The organism is Streptococcus sp. HMSC078H03 (assembly GCF_001808655.1).
Classification (GTDB): domain Bacteria; phylum Bacillota; class Bacilli; order Lactobacillales; family Streptococcaceae; genus Streptococcus; species Streptococcus salivarius_G.
Genome location: NZ_KV794086.1, coordinates 21,283 through 36,170 on the forward strand (window position 1 = coordinate 21,283; position 14,888 = coordinate 36,170).

A 14,888-nucleotide genomic window follows, 5' to 3' on the forward strand; every position below is an offset into this window, starting at 1 on the left:
ATAGTTTTTGTAAACGATTACAGAAGGAGAGATTATGCTAAAGTCTGAACGTAAGCAGATTATCTTGTCTCAGTTGAAACAAGATGGTTTTGTCACTTTGGAAAACCTAACTGTTTTGTTAAGTGATACTTCCGAGTCGACGATTCGTCGAGACTTGGACGAGTTAGCGGCAGATGGCCAACTTAAACGTGTTCATGGCGGTGCTGAAAGCATTCATGGTCTAAAGGAAGAAATTGCCAATAGTCAAAAAGCTATTAGAAACGTTCAAGAAAAGGCTCAGTTAGCTGGTTATGCTGCCGATTTGATTAAGGAAGGTGATGTCGTCTTTCTTGAGGCTAGTACAACAAATGAACTTTTGATTCCACATTTGGCCAATCGTCAGGTAACGGTTGTGACTAATTCTATCCATCATGCGGTTAAGCTGGTAGATCTTGGTGTTAGCACTAGGATTGTTGGAGGAAAGGTTAAACATTCAACGGATGCGTCTATTGGAAGTACTGCTCAAGAGCAAATCAGACAACTGAATTTTGATTGTGCTTTCATTGGTGCTAATGGCGTTGATGCTCATTATTTCACCACACCAGACATGGAAGAGGCAGTTATCAAACGGACGGTTATAGCTAATGCGCAAAAAGCCTATGTTCTAGCTGATGCCTCTAAACTTGGTCAGATTACCTATGCTAAGGTAGCTGAGGTTGAAAAAGTAACCATAATTACAAATGCTTCGGAAGAAGAGCTCCTAAAAGAATTAAAAGAGAAAACGAGGGTTATTGAAGTATGATTTATACTGTAACGCTGAATCCATCAATCGACTTCATTGTTCGTATCGATAAAGTAGAGATTGGTGAAGTTAACCGTATGGAGAGTGATGATAAGTTCGCTGGCGGTAAGGGTATTAATGTTAGTCGTATTTTGCAACGCTTAGGTGTTGATAATACTGCAACGGGCTTCATCGGTGGTTTTACAGGACGTTTTGTGACAGATGGTTTGGATGCAGAGGGCATTAAAACCAAGTTTGTAGCAGTGGATCAAGACACACGTATTAATGTTAAAATCAAGGCTGACCAAGAAACTGAAATTAATGGTGCAGGACCTGTCATTAATGAGTATCAATTGGCTGAATTGGAAGCAGTTCTTTCAAGTGTAAGTGCCGATGATGTGGTTGTTTTTGCTGGATCAGCACCAAGCAATCTTGGAAATAAGGTCTATAACAAATTGATTCCACTAGTGCGTGAAACGGGTGCACAGGTTGTCTGTGACTTTGAAGGACAAACCTTGCTTGATTCCTTGGCTTATCAACCACTCTTGGTTAAACCAAATAATCATGAGTTAGAAGCTATTTTCAATGTCAAACTTAATGGTTTGGCTGATGTTGAAAAATATGCGCGTGAAATCCTTGCTAAGGGGGCACAGAACGTTATCATCTCAATGGCAGGTGATGGAGCGCTGCTTGTCACACCAGAGGCTGCTTATTTTGCCAAACCAATCAAGGGAACAGTTAAAAACTCTGTTGGTGCGGGTGACTCGATGGTTGCTGGTTTCACTGGTGAGTTTGTTAAATCTGGTGATCCGATTGAGGCTCTCAAGTGGGGAGTAGCGTGTGGAACATCTACAGCTTTCTCAGATGACTTAGCGACAATTGAATTTATTAAAGAAACATACAATAAAGTAGAGGTAGAAAAACTATGAAAATTCAGGATTTACTGAACAAAAAAGTAATGTTGCTTGACCTTCAAGCAACTACAAAAGAAGCTGCTATCGATGAAATGATTAACAGCTTGGTTGACAATGGTGTTGTGACTGACTTTGATGTTTTCAAAGCAGGTATTATGGCTCGTGAAGCACAAACATCAACTGGTTTGGGTGATGGAATCGCTATGCCACACAGCAAAAATGCTGCAGTAAAAGAAGCAACAGTACTTTTTGCTAAATCTAATAAAGGTGTAGATTACGAATCACTTGATGGTCAACCTACAGACCTCTTCTTTATGATTGCTGCTCCAGAGGGAGCAAATGACACTCACTTGGCAGCCCTCGCTGAGTTGTCAAAATACCTTATGCAAGATGGTTTTGCAGATCGTTTGCGTAAGGTGACTTCTCCAGATGAAGTGATTGCTGCTTTCAATACGGGTGAAGAAGAAGCACAAGCTGAGGAAGCTAAGAAAGCACAAGCTGTTAAAGAAGCAGCTTCAAGCGATAAACCACTTATCGTAGCCGTAACAGCTTGTACAACTGGTATTGCTCACACTTACATGGCTGAAGAATCACTGATTAAAACAGGTGAAGAAATGGGTGTCAATGTTCGTGTTGAAACTAACGGTGCTTCAGGTGTCGGAACACCATTGACTGCTGAAGAAATCAGTAAGGCTGTAGGTGTTATCGTAGCAGCAGACAAGGCAGTTGAAACAGCACGTTTCGATGGTAAAAAATTGCTTTCTAAACCAGTCGCTGCAGGTATTCGTCAACCTCAAGAATTAATCCAAAACATCTTGGATGGAAAAGCTGAAGTCTTCCATGCTGAAAATGCTGGAGCTGCTCAAGAATCAAGTGAGAAATTGAGCCTCGGTGGTGCCTTCTATAAACACCTGATGAGTGGAGTATCACAAATGCTTCCATTCGTTATCGGTGGTGGTATCATGATTGCGCTTGCCTTCTTGCTTGACCAAATCATGGGTGTTCCTAAAGATCAATTGTCACAACTTGGTTCTTACCATGAAATTGCTGCTCAATTCAAGGCAATTGGTGGCGCTGCCTTTGGCTTCATGCTTCCAGTACTTGCAGGTTACATTGCTTACTCTATCGCTGAAAAACCAGGTTTGGTATCAGGTTTCGTAGCTGGTGCTATTGCTTCAAGTGGTGCAGCCTTTGGTGGTGTTCCATTTGCTTCAGGTGGTAAAGCAACCCTTGCCCTTGCTGGCGTATCTTCAGGTTTCCTTGGAGCTCTTGTTGGTGGTTTCCTTGCAGGTGGTGTTATCCTTGTTCTTCGTAAACTCTTGGCAGGTATTCCACGTGCCCTTGAAGGAATCCGTTCTATCTTGCTCTTGCCACTTCTTGGTGTATTTGCTACTGGTTTCTTGATGTTGGCAGTAAATATCCCAATGGCAGCAATTAATACTGGTCTTAATAACTTCTTGTCAAGCTTGTCAGGAAGCTCAGCCGTACTACTTGGTCTCCTTGTTGGTGGTATGATGGCAGTGGATATGGGTGGACCAGTCAACAAAGCAGCTTATGTCTTTGGTACAGGTACTCTCGCAGCAACAGTAACTTCAGGTGGTTCAGTTGTTATGGCAGCAGTTATGGCGGCTGGTATGGTTCCTCCGTTGGCAGTATTTGTAGCAACACTCTTGTTTAAGGACAAATTCACTGAAGAAGAACGCAACTCTGGTTTGACAAACATCGTTATGGGACTCTCATTCATCACTGAAGGTGCAATCCCATTTGGTGCAGCTGACCCAGCACGCGCTATCCCAAGCTTTATCGTCGGTTCAGCTCTTACAGGTGCTCTTGTAGGTATGGCAGGAATCAAATTGATGGCACCACACGGAGGTATCTTCGTTATTGCCCTAACATCAAATGCCCTTCTCTACCTTCTCTTCATCTTGATTGGTGCTGTGGTATCAGGTATCCTCTTCGGATTCCTTCGCAAACCACTTGATAAATAAGATATGACAAAACAATCTCGTTGTGACGGGGTTGTTTTTTGTGTCGTAGCAGATTTTTGTCAGGGTACCTATTTTATGATAAAGTATAGGCAGAAATGGCTTATCTAGTAGCTAATACGCTGTATAAAGAAACATAAGAGGTAAAATATGGTAAAAGAATACGATTATATTGTCATTGGAGGTGGTTCTGGTGGTATTGCTAGTGCCAATCGTGCTGCCATGCATGGTGCTAAGGTGATTCTCTTTGAAGGAAAAGAGGTCGGAGGTACCTGTGTCAATGTAGGTTGTGTGCCTAAAAAGGTCATGTGGTATGGTGCTCAGGTTGCTGAAACCCTTCACCGTTATGCAGGTGAGTACGGTTTTGATGTGACGATTAATAAGTTTGATTTTGCAACGCTTAAGGCCAATCGTCAGGCTTATATCGACCGTATCCATGGTTCTTATGAGCGTGGTTTTGATAGCAATGGCGTTGAACGTGTATACGAGTATGCAAGATTTGTTGACCCTCATACGGTTGAAGTAGCGGGTGAGCGTTATACAGCACCCCATATCCTTATTGCGACTGGTGGTCACGCCCTTTATCCAAACATTCCAGGTAGTGAATATGGGATTACCTCCGATGGTTTCTTTGAACTAGATGAGGTGCCAAAACGTACAGCTGTTATTGGTGCTGGCTACATCGCCGTTGAGGTTGCTGGTGTTCTCAATGCTCTTGGAAGTGATACACACCTCTTTGTGCGTAAAGATCGTCCATTGCGTACCTTTGACAAGGATATCGTTGATGTTTTAGTTGATGAAATGGCTAAATCTGGTCCAACCCTCCATACGCATGCTAATGCGACAGAGGTAGTGAAGAATGCAGATGATTCCTTGACCATTAGTTTTGATAATGGAGAAACGATTACTGTTGATTGCCTCATCTGGGCTATTGGACGCGCAGCCAACACTTCTGGTTTTAGACTTGAAAAGACAGGTGTTAAATTGACTGAAAAAGGAACAATCTATTCGGATGAGTTTGAAAATACATCTGTTCCTGGAATCTATGCCCTTGGTGATGTGACTGGTAAACTTGATTTGACACCAGTTGCAGTCAAGGCTGGACGTCAATTGTCAGAGCGACTCTTCAACAATAAAGCTGATGCTAAGCTTGATTACACTGATGTAGCCACCGTGGTCTTTAGCCATCCAGTTATTGGTTCTGTTGGCTTGACTGAAGAAAAAGCAATCGCTAAGTATGGTGCGGAGAATATTAAGGTTTATAAATCTAGTTTCACACCAATGTATACGGCCCTTGGAGAGAATCGTCAGCCTTCAACCATGAAATTAGTAACGCTTGGTGACGATGAAAAAATCATTGGTCTTCACGGTATTGGCTATGGTGTTGATGAGATGATTCAAGGTTTCTCTGTGGCTATTAAGATGGGAGCAACTAAGGCTGATTTTGATAATACAGTTGCCATTCATCCAACAGGTTCAGAAGAATTTGTAACGATGCGATAGAAAAGTGAAGTCTGTTAACTGAGAGTTTCAGACTTTTCTTTGTGTCTGAATGGCTTCAATTGAAACCATTCACTCAACGGGTTCAGAAGAATTTGTGACGATGCGGTAGAAAAGTGAAGGCTGTTAACCGAGAGTTTCAGACTTTTCTTTGTGTTCAAATAGCAGCCTACACTTTGTGTAAAATTATAGATTGTCTAAATAAAATAAGGCCTTCAGGCCTTATTTTATTTAATTAAGTAGTTTCTTACTGCTGATATAAAGTAAAGAGATCCAGTGACAACAAATAAGTCCTCAGAATCTGATGATTCAGCTTGTGCTAGCCAGTCTCTATAGTCGGCTGCACGTTTGAAGTCTTTGGGATAGTCGTCCAAGGGCAGTGCCTCAAAAAAGTCAAAGCTGGTTACCGTTATATCATAATCTTTCAATTCCTCTAGTAAGTCTGCCAAAGGCTTTCGTCTAAGTCCTGCAAAGAGGATATGTACCCTACGATTAGCGAAGTTATCTTTTAGTACCTGCTTTAAGCTGGCAATTCCTTGAGGGTTATGGGCACCATCTAGATAAATGTTATTTCCTATCCACTCACTACGACCAGGCCAATGCGTCTCTTCGATTCCTTCTTGGATGCTCTTATCGGTAATCTTAGAAAATGTTTGAGCTAAGAGATGGGCAGCAGTGACAGCTAGCCCAGCATTGTTTTCTTGATGCTGTCCTAACATTGGAAGTTTAAGATTTGGACTTTCCCAATGGTCATAAGAAATTTGGATCGTTTGATCTTCTTTCGAAAGCAGCTGAATTTCCCTATCAATGATGGCTAAAGGAGCTTGTAGGTCATGTGATTTTTGGTCGAAGAAATGTTCAACTTCTGTAGAGACCCGACCAAGTAAGATGGGTGTATTTTCTCGCATGACGCCTGCCTTATGATTGGCAATGTCCAAAAGGCTATTGCCCAAGGTCTCAGTGTGATCAAAGCCAATCGAAGTACAGATGACAAGCTCCGGCGAAAGAACATTGGTCGAATCAAGTCGTCCACCAATTCCAGCTTCAATGATAGCCATATCAACCTGTTTAAGGTCGAAGTAGAGGAACATGAGTAAGGTGACCAATTCAAATTCCGTTGGTCTGCCAAAATTAGTGTGCTCTTCTAAACCATTGAGAATAACCTGAGCTTTCGCGACAAGGCTAATCAAATCCTTATCAGGAATTTCTGTGCCGTTAATACTAATACGTTCGTTGAAGCGAGTAATATAAGGGGAGGTGAAAGTCCCGACCTGATAGCCTGACTTTGTTAGGATATTTTGTAGGTAGCTAGTTGTTGACCCCTTACCGTTGGTCCCGACAATATGTACCGTTGGATAGTGAGACTGGGGATCTCCAGCTTGTTTCAAGAGCCAACGCATACGTTCGAGTTGAGGGCGACGGCCATTGCCCTTGAAAGAATGGATAAAATTTAGAGTTTCTGTATAGTTCATAGGATTATAGAAAAAAGGCAGGGTTTCCTAGCCTTTTACATGTCTTAGTTAGAAGCGGCGTCACCAGTTGTTGCACCACCAGTAGTCGCATTGCCAGATGTTGTGTCTGCAGTAGCTGCTGATGAAGAGGTAGTCGTATTGCCACCCGTTGTTGTATCTGCAGATGACGAATAGGTGTTAGTTCCTGCTTGGCTACTTGTTTCTGTTTCTGAATCAGTCGCATTGCCATAACTAGATGAGGAAGCACTAGATTCTTGAGTCTTATTATTGCCTTCTTTGATGACTACAGTTGATTGATTGGCTGATGAATCAGAAGTGTCCTTATTTTTAGAGGCTGTGAAATTCATGATAGTGATTGAAGCCACGATGATTGACAAAATTGTCCCGACGGCAGTAAGGACTTTTTGGAAGGCAGTGAAGCCTTTTGTAACGTGTTCAGTCACCTTTGGGGCAGATTTTTTTTCTTCTTTTGATGAATGATTACGGCGTGAGTAATTTTCAGACATGATGCTCTCCTTAAAAATATTTCGTACTTTCTATTATATGATTTTCTCGCAAAAATTGCTAAAAAAATTATGCTATAATAAATAGTAAATAAAAATCGAGGAAAAATCATGATTTATTTTGATAATTCGGCCACGACGGTGCCTTATCCAGAGGCACTTAGAACCTATCAAGAAGTGGCTACTAAAATTTTTGGGAACCCATCCAGCCTACACCAATTAGGAACATCTGCGACACGTATTTTGGAGGCTTCTCGTAAGCAAGTTGCGGAACTCATTGGAAAATCAGCCGATGAGATTTTCTTTACGTCTGGAGGAACCGAAGGCGACAACTGGGTCATTAAAGGAGTGGCTTTTGAAAAAGAACCTTACGGCAAACACATCATTGTTTCTGATATCGAGCACCCTGCGGTAAAAGAGTCTGCCAAATGGCTTTCAGAGCATGGTTTCGAAGTGTCCTATGCACCAGTTAATGAGCAAGGCTTTGTGGATGTTGAAGCTCTTGCTGGATTATTGCGCTCTGACACGATCTTGGTTTCGGTTATGGCAGTCAATAATGAAATTGGATCAATTCAACCTATTCAAGCCATCTCAGATCTCTTGGCTAATGAGCCTACCATATCTTTCCATGTGGATGCTGTTCAGGCTATTGGGAAGATTCCAGTATCGTCCTATTTAACTGATCGTGTAGATTTTGCGACATTTTCTGGTCACAAGTTTCATGCTGTTCGTGGTGTCGGTTTTGTCTACAAAAAGGCAGGGAAAAAGATTACGCCACTCTTAACCGGTGGTGGTCAAGAAAAAGATTTTCGTTCAACAACTGAAAATGTTGCCGGCATTGCGAGTATGGCCAAGGCCTTGCGCTTGGTAACTGACAAAGAGGAATTTTCTCTTCCTAAAATTGCCAAGATGAAAAAGATTATCTTTGACGAATTGGCTAAGTACGAGGATATTACTATTTTCTCAGGTGAGGGTGAAGACTTTGCTCCCAATATTTTAACCTTTGGAATCAAGGGTGTTCGAGGTGAAGTTATTGTCCATGCTTTTGAAGAGCATCAAATCTATATTTCAACGACATCAGCATGTTCATCTAAGGCGGGTAAACCAGCGGGAACCCTTATTTCTATGGGTGTACCGACTAAGTTAGCTCAAACAGCTGTTCGTATCAGTCTTGATGATGACAATGATATGGGACAGGTGGAACAGTTCCTCACGATTTTCAAGCAGGTCTACGCCAAGACACAAAAAGTGAGATAGCAAGATTTAATCGATTAAACAATAAAACTAAATTCACATTTAAAAGGAAAAGGAATGACACTAACATATTCAGAAATTATGGTTCGCTATGGTGAATTGTCTACTAAGGGCAAGAACCGTATGCGATTTATCAATAAACTTAGAAATAATATTAAAGATGTCCTATCCATCTATCCAGAAGTTAAAGTGACTTTTGATCGAGACCGTGGACATATCTACCTCAATGGTACAGAATACGAGCTAGTAGCAGAGTCTTTGAAGCAAATTTTTGGTATTCAAGCCTTTAGTCCTGTTTACAAGTTTGAAAAAGATGTCGAGGTCTTGAAAAAAGCTGTTCAAGACATTATGACTGGACTCTATCGTGACGGTCTTACTTTTAAAGTAACTGCTAAACGTAGTGACCATGACTTTGTTCTCGACAGTCGTGAGCTCAATCTTACTTTAGGAAATGCAGTTTTTGATGTATTGCCTGACATTAAGGCTCAGATGAAGGGACCAGATGTCAACCTCAAGGTAGAAATTCGTGCCGAGGCGGCTTATATTTCTCACGAGGAAATCAAAGGAGCAGGCGGTCTACCTGTAGGTACTGCTGGTAAAGGAATGCTCATGCTTTCAGGTGGGATTGATTCGCCAGTGGCAGGTTATCTTGCCCTTAAACGTGGTGTGGATATTGAAGCTGTCCACTTTGCAAGTCCTCCTTACACTAGTCCTGGAGCTCTTAAAAAGGCTCAAGATTTGACCCGTAAGTTGACTAAATTTGGTGGTAATATTCAGTTCATCGAAGTACCATTTACTGAAATTCAAGAAGAAATCAAAGAAAAAGCACCAGAAGCTTATTTGATGACCTTGACACGTCGCTTTATGATGCGTATTACTGACCGTATTCGTGAAGAACGCCGAGGCCTTGTGATTATCAATGGTGAAAGTCTTGGTCAGGTTGCTAGTCAGACTATGGAGTCTATGCAGGCGATTAATGCTGTTACATGTACGCCAGTGATTCGCCCGGTTGTCACTATGGACAAGTTGGAAATCATTGATTTGGCACAAAAAATTGATACCTTTGACATTTCCATCCAACCTTTTGAGGATTGCTGTACTATCTTTGCACCTGACCGTCCAAAAACTAATCCAAAAATCAAAAATGTCGAACAATATGAACGTCGTATGGATGTTGACGCCTTGGTTGAACGTGCGGTTGCAGGAATCATGGTAACTGAAATCACACCTATTGAAGAGGCGCAAGACGAAGTGGATACACTTATTGAAGACTTGCTCTAATCTAGGAGGCTATAGTACTAACATAGTAGTGCCTAGGTGCTACTAGAGTAAGGTATGTCGAAAAAGAAATGTCGATGTTGAACTTTTACCCAGAAAGGAAAATACATGACTGTTTATAACATCAATTTAGGAATCGGTTGGGCATCAAGTGGTGTTGAGTACGCCCAGGCCTATCGTTCTACAATTTTCAAAAACACAGGTATTAAGGCCAAATTTGTCTTTATGGATATGTTCTTGCAGGACAATCTTTCTGATTTGACCCGTAACATGGGGTTTGCGGATGAAGACATCATCTGGCTCTACAGCTATTTTACAGACCTAAAAATTGCTCCAACGACCTATACTGTCAAGGATTTGGAAAAGGAAATTCCTTATGACATCACGCGTCGTGAGATTAATGGTAAAGTGGTTAAGCTTTTTTGTGCCAAGGAAGATATCTTCTATGCAGCCTACTTGCGTAAAGAAGGTGAAGATATTGTTCACCGTGTGGAAAAAGTATCGCGTGGTTGCTTAATCCGTAAAGATTTTTACTCTTACACTAAGATGTTCACGGAGTACTACACACCGGTAGACAATAAGGCTCACCTCTATCAACGCCGTTTCTTCAATGAGGATGGCAGTGTTGCTTATGATGAAATTGTTGATGGTAAGGATAGTGTCTTCCGTTTTCCAGATAAGATTTTGTCATCTAAGCATGAATTTATCGCTTACTTCATGTCGCAACTTGGTCTAACTGACCAAGATATCGTCATCTTGGACCGTGCAACTGGTACCGGACAGGCTGTTTTCCGTAACACCAAACCTGCTAAGCTTGGGGTTGTGGTTCATGCAGAGCACTTTAGTGAAAATGCTGTGACAGACAAGACTATTTTATGGAATAACTTCTACGAGTACCAATTCAGCAATGCAGATAAGGTTGATTTCTTTATCACAGCGACAGAACGTCAACGTAGCATTATGCTAGATCAGTTCAATAAATACACACCATTTACACCTCATATCGTAACCATCCCTGTGGGAAGTGTGGATAAACTGAGAAAGCCTGAAGGAGAGCGTAAACCATTCTCAATCATCACAGCCTCACGTTTGGCCAATGAAAAACACGTGGACTGGTTGGCCAAGGCTGTCGTTAAGGCTAAAGAAAGTCTGCCACAAGTAAACTTTGATATCTATGGAACAGGTGCTGAAGAAGCCAAACTTAAGGCCATTATCGAGGAAAATCAAGCTCAGGATTATATCCACCTCAAGGGTCACCAAGACTTAACAGAAGTCTACAAGGACTACGAACTTTACCTATCAGGTTCTAAGAGTGAAGGGTTTGGCTTGACACTTCTAGAAGCTGTGGGATCTGGTCTAGGTATGATTGGTTTTGATGTTCGTTATGGGAACCAAACCTTTATCAAGGATAATGAGAATGGGTACCTCATTCCTCGTTTTGAAAAAGATGATGAGCCTGCTATCGTAGCTGCCTTGGCAGAGAAAATTGTAGCTTTCTTCAATCGCTCAGATTTGGAGCATGTTCATCAAGTTTCTTATGATATCGCCAAAGGCTTTTTGACAGAGGAAATCGAGCAGAAGTGGCTTAACTTAGTAAAGGAGATGACTAGTCATGATTAATTTATTTGAAAACTATAGTCAGGGTAGTTGGGATCTCCATTACTCACTGATTGTCGCTGGCTATGTAAATACAACAGTTTGTCTTTCAGATGATGGCTTTCTGCCTAGTGATGTGACCTCACCTTACCTTTATTTCACTGGTTTTGACAAGGTTCAAGGTTCTGCACTTTACTTTAATCAGGTCCCTGTGCCTGACTACTGGGAAATTATAGGAACAAATAGCAATGCGGAAATCTTCCGTTTTGATAAGAAACGTGGTCATATTCATTATGCCCATCCTGCTCACCAACGTTTAGTTAAAGCAGTGGACTGGTATGATGAGTCAGGACGCTTGCGCGTGACTGATCGCTACAATAACAAGGGTTACCGATTCTCACAAACAACCTATAATGTTAAGCAAGAAGCGACCATTACGAGCTATTTCACTCCTGACAACAAGGAAGTTATCGTCATCAATCATTTGACTAAAGACGTTATCTTGAATTGGAAAGACAGGGTCTACATTTTCAAAAATAAATCTGAATTTGTAGTCTTCTATCTTAAAGAAGCTGGTTATGATTTGAGTCGTATTCTATACAACTCACTGGCGACACCTTTCTTGACAACTATGAATCTTCCAAATTCTGGTCAAGACGTTCTCTTCTGGCAAGAGCCTATCACTGATTCAGTTCCTGGGAATATGCGTCTGCTTCTTGAGAGCAACCATCGTCAGACTAAGATTGTTGTACAAGATTACACAGCTTATACGAATCTTCTAAAGTTGGTTAGTCCAGAGCAAGCTTCTCGCGTGGCCTTCCTTGGCTTCATGTATCCATTTGCCCGTCAGAACAACTTCCAAAATCAAGCGCTTATCTTGACCAATTCAGATCAGATTGAACATTTGGAAAGCATTGTCAGTGAAGTGCCTACCATGCACTATCATGTTGGGGCAATCACAGAAATGTCAAGCCGCTTGATGGATTTGGCTAAATATAGTAATGTTAGCCTTTACCCTAATATTACAACAGAGCAGGTTAAGCGTCTTTATAAGGAAGCTGATTTCTACTTGGATATTAACCATCAAAATGAAATCTTGTCAGCGACACGTGCTGCCTTTGAAAATAACTTGCTTATCCTTGCCTTTACGAACACTAGCCATGGTCCTGAGTATACCGCGCCAAGTAATATCTTCTCACCAATGAATGCTGGGCAATTTAAGCAAACACTTAAAGAAGCCTTGGGCAACCGTGATTTCCTTAGTCACTTGCTTGATCGTCAACGTGAGCATGCTCATGTAGCAACACCAGAAGATTATAAGAAGGTTATTGGTTAGGGAAATGACATTAGAGGTTCGTAACATTTATCCTCTGACACCAACATTTAAGAAGGTCGCTTCGCTTTATGAAGTGGCTTTTCCTGTGGAGGAGCGTCTCCCACTTTGGCAATTGTCTTGGAACAGCTTGAAAAGAGGACAATCTTTCTTGGCCTATTTTGATCAGGGAGTCTTCGTTGGCTTGACCTATACCATTTATACTGACAACCTGGTCTACCTACTTTTTCTTGCAGTTGAGGAAAGTAAACAATCTCTGGGATATGGCAGTCAGATTTTGGCACAAGTTAAGAAAGAAGCAGGGGTACGACCGTGTGTGCTTACGATTGAACCCATGGATGAGAAGGATGCTTCTAATCGTAATCAGCGCTTAAAACGTTTGGCATTTTATGAGCGAAATGGCTATCAGTTATTGAATCACTTCTATTTCGAAGGGACTGAACGCTATCAAATTTTGACAACGGATAGGAGCCTTTGTTTAGCTGATTTGGAGCAGGATCTAGCTAAGACCTTCTTAGGAAAATATGGTATAAGGGTTGAGTAGGGGAATCATTACTTGGTTAAAGGTCAATGAGCAGAATAAGAATAATCAAAATAACTTTTTCTCTTGTCATTAGAGGGAAAAAATGATAGAATTGTAACGTTGACTAAATGCACGTCCTGTGCAACCGCACGACTACTGTTTGCAAGTGGGTTCGTCCCCGCAGTACTAGGCGAGTCTTCACAGAGGGAAACCTCAGACACATTAAAAATTTTAATAGGAGGTGCATCATGAGCACATACGCAATCATCAAAACTGGTGGAAAACAAGTTAAAGTTGAAGTAGGTCAAGCAATCTACGTTGAAAAAATCAACGCTGAAGCAGGATCAGAAGTAACTTTTAACGAAGTTGTTCTTGTCGGTGGTGATAAAACTGTAGTAGGTACTCCAGTTGTTGAGGGAGCTACTGTTGTCGGAACTATCGAAAAACAAGGTAAACAAAAGAAAGTTGTTACTTTCAAATACAAACCTAAAAAAGGTAGCCACCGTAAACAAGGTCACCGTCAACCTTATACAAAAGTTGTTATCAACGCTATCAACGCGTAAGTTAGCGACTAATCACTAAGAAAGGACACAATCTTATGTTGAAAACTCTTGAAAACTTGCAACTTTTCGCCCACAAAAAAGGTGGGGGTTCTACTTCCAATGGTCGTGATTCACAAGCTAAACGTCTTGGTGCTAAAGCAGCTGATGGACAAACTGTATCAGGTGGATCAATCCTTTACCGTCAACGCGGTACACACATCTACCCAGGTGTAAACGTAGGCCGTGGTGGTGACGATACACTCTTCGCTAAAGTTGAAGGTGTTGTACGTTTCGAACGTAAAGGTCGCGACAAAAAACAAGTATCTGTATACCCAGTTGCTAAATAATTAAGCTAAAGTCTGCACTTTTGTGTAGGCTTTTCTTTATGAAAAAAGGAGAATCCTATGCCTTTAAATCACTACCAACAAGAGGTGGGGCCAAGTCTAGCGGATGCTAGTCCGGGTAAGATGCCAGATGTTGCCCTATTAGAAGGTCGTTATTGTAGCGTTGAACATTTGACGGTAGCAGAACATTATGAGGACATTTTAGACTTTTACTTTACGAATCAGATCCTTTCTGATTGGACCTATATGTATGCGGATCCTTTTGAATCTGAAGAAGCTGTACGTCAGTGTTTGGAGGATTATGAGCAATCCCAAAATCCTTATTTCTTTGCCATCAGGGACAAGGCTTCTGGGAAGGTTCTAGGAACCTTTTCACTTATGGCTATTACACCCAAAAATCGTAGTGTTGAGATGGGGCGGGTGATTTTGGCACCTGCTTTACAAAAGACTCGAGCAGCTACAGAAGCTCAATACCTGCTTATGAAATATGTCTTTGAAGATCTTAACTATCGTCGTTATGAGTGGAAATGTGATAGTCTCAACCGTCCTTCTGCCAATGCTGCCATGCGTTTAGGGTTCACCTATGAGGGGCGTTTTCGTAACCATGCTATCTATAAGGGACGTAGCCGTGATACGGACTGGTTCTCGATTATTGATAGTGAGTGGCCGGCACTTAAGAAACGATTTGAGAATTGGCTAGATCCTGAGAATTTTGATGAAAAGGGACAGCAGAAACATTCTTTAAGAGACTGTTAGCTGGCAATATAAGGGCTCTCTTCTGATGAAGGAGCCTTATTTTAGTAGTCTTAGTCCTAAATCAAAGATCCTACTTTTCTAGTGATTATTGTTGCTGTCAAAATCAGTCTAAATACTCATTTTTCTGT

The 14,888-nt window shown here is 41.4% G+C and carries 14 protein-coding genes and 1 other annotated feature; of the genes, 12 read left to right on the plus strand and 2 right to left on the minus strand.

The window, feature by feature from the left end:
- Window positions 1-34 precede the first annotated feature (34 nt).
- The 4 genes from HMPREF2607_RS02770 to gorA all read left to right on the plus strand — a co-directional run bounded on the left by HMPREF2607_RS02770 (window position 35) and on the right by gorA (window position 5,162).
- On the plus strand, window positions 35-781 hold the full coding sequence (locus HMPREF2607_RS02770; protein WP_014633945.1) for a DeoR/GlpR family DNA-binding transcription regulator: 747 nt from the start codon (window positions 35-37) through the stop codon (window positions 779-781).
- Window positions 778-1,689 (plus strand): 1-phosphofructokinase, encoded by a 912-nt coding sequence (gene pfkB / locus HMPREF2607_RS02775; RefSeq protein ID WP_002885581.1) that lies wholly within the window; start codon window positions 778-780, stop codon window positions 1,687-1,689. The genes HMPREF2607_RS02770 and pfkB overlap by 4 nt, the downstream gene beginning before the upstream one ends.
- Window positions 1,686-3,662 carry a PTS fructose transporter subunit IIABC gene (locus HMPREF2607_RS02780; RefSeq protein WP_002885474.1) on the plus strand — a complete coding sequence of 659 codons (1,977 nt, stop codon included), beginning with the start codon at window positions 1,686-1,688 and terminating at the stop codon, window positions 3,660-3,662. The genes pfkB and HMPREF2607_RS02780 overlap by 4 nt, the downstream gene beginning before the upstream one ends.
- Window positions 3,663-3,809: 147 nt before the next feature.
- Complete coding sequence (gene gorA / locus HMPREF2607_RS02785) at window positions 3,810-5,162, plus strand: glutathione-disulfide reductase (protein ID WP_070475690.1); 1,353 nt, start codon at window positions 3,810-3,812, stop codon at window positions 5,160-5,162.
- Between the two features lie 224 nt (window positions 5,163-5,386).
- Here gorA and HMPREF2607_RS02790 read toward each other — a convergent pair whose 3' ends face one another.
- Together HMPREF2607_RS02790 and HMPREF2607_RS02795 are read right to left on the minus strand one after the other, a co-directional pair.
- Window positions 5,387-6,631, minus strand: coding sequence for a bifunctional folylpolyglutamate synthase/dihydrofolate synthase (locus HMPREF2607_RS02790; RefSeq protein WP_002885570.1), 1,245 nt, complete (start codon window positions 6,629-6,631; stop codon window positions 5,387-5,389).
- 44 nt (window positions 6,632-6,675) lie between these two features.
- Window positions 6,676-7,137 (minus strand): DUF6556 family protein, encoded by a 462-nt coding sequence (locus tag HMPREF2607_RS02795; protein ID WP_002885527.1) that lies wholly within the window; start codon window positions 7,135-7,137, stop codon window positions 6,676-6,678.
- Window positions 7,138-7,245: 108 nt separating this feature from the next.
- Here HMPREF2607_RS02795 and HMPREF2607_RS02800 point away from each other — a divergent pair, with 108 nt between their 5' ends.
- The 8 genes from HMPREF2607_RS02800 to HMPREF2607_RS02835 all read left to right on the plus strand — a co-directional run bounded on the left by HMPREF2607_RS02800 (window position 7,246) and on the right by HMPREF2607_RS02835 (window position 14,760).
- Window positions 7,246-8,391, plus strand: a complete 1,146-nt coding sequence (locus tag HMPREF2607_RS02800) for a cysteine desulfurase family protein (RefSeq protein WP_021144643.1) — start codon at window positions 7,246-7,248, stop codon at window positions 8,389-8,391.
- 54 nt (window positions 8,392-8,445) lie between these two features.
- On the plus strand, window positions 8,446-9,669 hold the full coding sequence (thiI, locus tag HMPREF2607_RS02805; RefSeq protein ID WP_070475693.1) for a tRNA uracil 4-sulfurtransferase ThiI: 1,224 nt from the start codon (window positions 8,446-8,448) through the stop codon (window positions 9,667-9,669).
- Window positions 9,670-9,774: 105 nt separating this feature from the next.
- Window positions 9,775-11,286, plus strand: coding sequence for an accessory Sec system glycosyltransferase GtfA (gene gtfA / locus HMPREF2607_RS02810; protein WP_070475696.1), 1,512 nt, complete (start codon window positions 9,775-9,777; stop codon window positions 11,284-11,286).
- Window positions 11,279-12,598 carry an accessory Sec system glycosylation chaperone GtfB gene (gene gtfB / locus HMPREF2607_RS02815; protein ID WP_070475699.1) on the plus strand — a complete coding sequence of 440 codons (1,320 nt, stop codon included), beginning with the start codon at window positions 11,279-11,281 and terminating at the stop codon, window positions 12,596-12,598. Before gtfA ends, gtfB begins: the two co-directional genes overlap by 8 nt.
- A 4-nt stretch (window positions 12,599-12,602) precedes the next feature.
- On the plus strand, window positions 12,603-13,139 hold the full coding sequence (locus HMPREF2607_RS02820) for a GNAT family N-acetyltransferase (protein WP_070475751.1): 537 nt from the start codon (window positions 12,603-12,605) through the stop codon (window positions 13,137-13,139).
- A 112-nt stretch (window positions 13,140-13,251) separates the two neighbouring features.
- Window positions 13,252-13,326, plus strand: a sequence feature (ribosomal protein L21 leader region).
- A gap of 40 nt (window positions 13,327-13,366) precedes the next feature.
- Entirely contained in the window at window positions 13,367-13,681 is a 315-nt protein-coding gene (rplU, locus tag HMPREF2607_RS02825; RefSeq protein ID WP_002885597.1) for a 50S ribosomal protein L21, read from the plus strand.
- Window positions 13,682-13,716: 35 nt separating this feature from the next.
- Window positions 13,717-14,007 (plus strand): 50S ribosomal protein L27, encoded by a 291-nt coding sequence (gene rpmA / locus HMPREF2607_RS02830; protein WP_002885483.1) that lies wholly within the window; start codon window positions 13,717-13,719, stop codon window positions 14,005-14,007.
- Window positions 14,008-14,064: 57 nt separating this feature from the next.
- Complete coding sequence (locus tag HMPREF2607_RS02835) at window positions 14,065-14,760, plus strand: GNAT family N-acetyltransferase (protein ID WP_070475703.1); 696 nt, start codon at window positions 14,065-14,067, stop codon at window positions 14,758-14,760.
- Window positions 14,761-14,888 lie beyond the last annotated feature (128 nt).